Below are 2,081 nucleotides of genomic sequence, written 5' to 3' on the forward strand. Positions count from 1 at the left end.
TAGCTAAATATCCTATTATCGGGATGATCGTTCGACCGATTCTGTCGCCCTGGATTTTGATGCTGTTAAAACCACGGCTATCCAGAAGATCTTCTTTTTTGCGCAATCCCACGCTGATTTAGTGCCATTATCTGACCAGGCTCGTGAACTGTATGGTGACCAGCTTTATATGACCTACTCTCTGCCGGAGTACTTTGAAATTATGCCACCGGGCGTTTGCAAGGGGACGGCACTGGCTGAGGTGTTGAAACTGAAAGGCTATGGGCTGCAGGATGCCATCGCTTTTGGTGATGGTATGAATGATTTTGAGATGCTGTCCAGCGTCGGTAAAGGTGTGGTAATGGGCAATGCTGACCCCTCACTGGTGAACAGTCTGCCCGGTTTTGAGCGTATTGGTCATTGTGATGATCACTCGGTGGCTGAGTATCTGGCGAAGCTGTACTGCTTGTAGTAGCAATTGTGATATTGAGAAAAGATCAAGATTGCCTATCCTTCACCTCTGTTGCTAAAAAATCAATCTTCAGAAGGCTGTCACATCATGAATCCACTCGCAAAAGCAGCTGCCGATGGTCATTATGCCATGGTCGTGAGTATGCTGGACAATGGAGCTGACCCGAATATTAAAACCGACTGGCTGAATTTGGCAGCTTTAGCTGGTGACCATCGTGAGCATCCTATTGTCGGTATCCCGTCGGTCAGCTGGGATGGCTTTCGCTTCAGGGTGTGTGAGTTTGGATGGACACCCTTGCAATGTGCAGCCGCCAATGGTCACCATGCTGTTGTTGAGACCCTGTTGGCCAAAAGGGCTGACCCGAACATCAGGGACTGGCTTGGATGCTCGGCCTTGCAACTGGCCGCTACCAATGGTCATCTCGATGTAGTTAAAACCCTGTTACCCAAAACCCGTCAGCCGAACTGGAGCAGCCTGTTAAATGCATTTTCCCGATTTGGGTGGCAGGAGCAAGTTAAAACGGCACTGGCCAATAGGGCTGACCCGAACCATTGCTGTAGGGGTAGTACTCCTCTGTTAGATGCGGCTCGCGCAGGTCACCTTGCTATTGTCATGATCCTGCTGACCTGCGGGGCTAACCCGGACATCAAGGACATGCGCAATGGAAGTCATCGACAGACAGCCTTGCAAATTGCCGTCGCCAATGGCCATCATGCTATGGCCGAGACCCTGCTGGCCAACAAGGCTGGTACGGAAATCAGGGATTTATGTGGAGAAACAGCCCTGCTACGTGCCGTTGACAATGGTCATCATGCTATTGTCAAGAGCCTGCTGACCTACGGGGCTAACCCGAACATCAAGAAAATTTTTGAACAGACAGTCTTGCAACTTGCAGCTGCCAAAGGCCATCATACTATTGTCGAGACCCTGCTGGCCTACGGGGCGGACCCGAACATCAAGGACATGTCAGGACGGACAGCCTTGCAATTTGCAATTGCCAACGGTCACCTCGATATATGCAAAACCCTGTTACCGAAAACCCTTCAACCGGACTGGGACAGCCTGTTACTGAATTTTTCCCGTTTGGGGTGGGAGGAGCAAGTTGAGACGGCACTGGCTAACGGGGCTGACCTGAATAACCATCATTGCCGTGATGATGGTGCTACACCTCTGGCAAGAGCAGCGGGCGCCGGTCGCTATCACACTGTCGAGACCCTGCTGGCCTACGGGGCTAACCCGAATATTCCCGATATTTGCCGTTACACCCCGCTGCATCGGGCAGCTGCCTGTGGTTACAATGCTATTGTCGAAACCCTGCTGAACAATGGGGCTGACCCGAACCTTCGGGAATTCAGTGGGCAGACAGCCTTGCAATGTGCAAAACCTGAGACAAAAGAAATAATCCGGAGTTTCATTTCTGTGCCCCGTTTGCCGTCTCTCCAATCCTGCTGCCGGGCCAGCATCCGGGGTCGGCTGGTCAAGTGTCTGGCTGATAACGGACTGCAAATGAAACAGGCGGTCAGCAAGCTGCCTGTACCACGTTCGGTAAAGTCGTATATATACCCGATGTCCCTCTAGGAGGCTGTCCGAGAATAGACTGCCCTACGCGGCAACTGCTCCTGCGTTGCTC

The 2,081-nt window shown here is 51.9% G+C and carries 2 protein-coding genes; both read left to right on the plus strand.

Annotated features, from left to right (window positions below):
• Window positions 1-7: 7 nt before the first annotated feature.
• The gene (locus KDK14_RS06120; protein ID WP_257264133.1) at window positions 8-451 is read left to right on the plus strand and encodes an HAD hydrolase family protein; all 444 of its coding nucleotides are present in this window, start codon (window positions 8-10) and stop codon (window positions 449-451) included.
• Between the two features lie 87 nt (window positions 452-538).
• Window positions 539-2,029 (plus strand): ankyrin repeat domain-containing protein, encoded by a 1,491-nt coding sequence (locus tag KDK14_RS06125; RefSeq protein WP_257264132.1) that lies wholly within the window; start codon window positions 539-541, stop codon window positions 2,027-2,029.
• Window positions 2,030-2,081: the final 52 nt, after the last annotated feature.

It is taken from the genome of Endozoicomonas sp. ONNA2 (genome assembly GCF_024606365.1).
GTDB lineage: Bacteria > Pseudomonadota > Gammaproteobacteria > Pseudomonadales > Endozoicomonadaceae > Endozoicomonas.

Excerpts from the sequence above, each read along its gene's own strand:
- KDK14_RS06125 (WP_257264132.1), top strand. The coding sequence starts at position 539 with ATGAATCCACTCGCAAAAGCAGCTGCCGATGGTCATTATGCCATGGTC.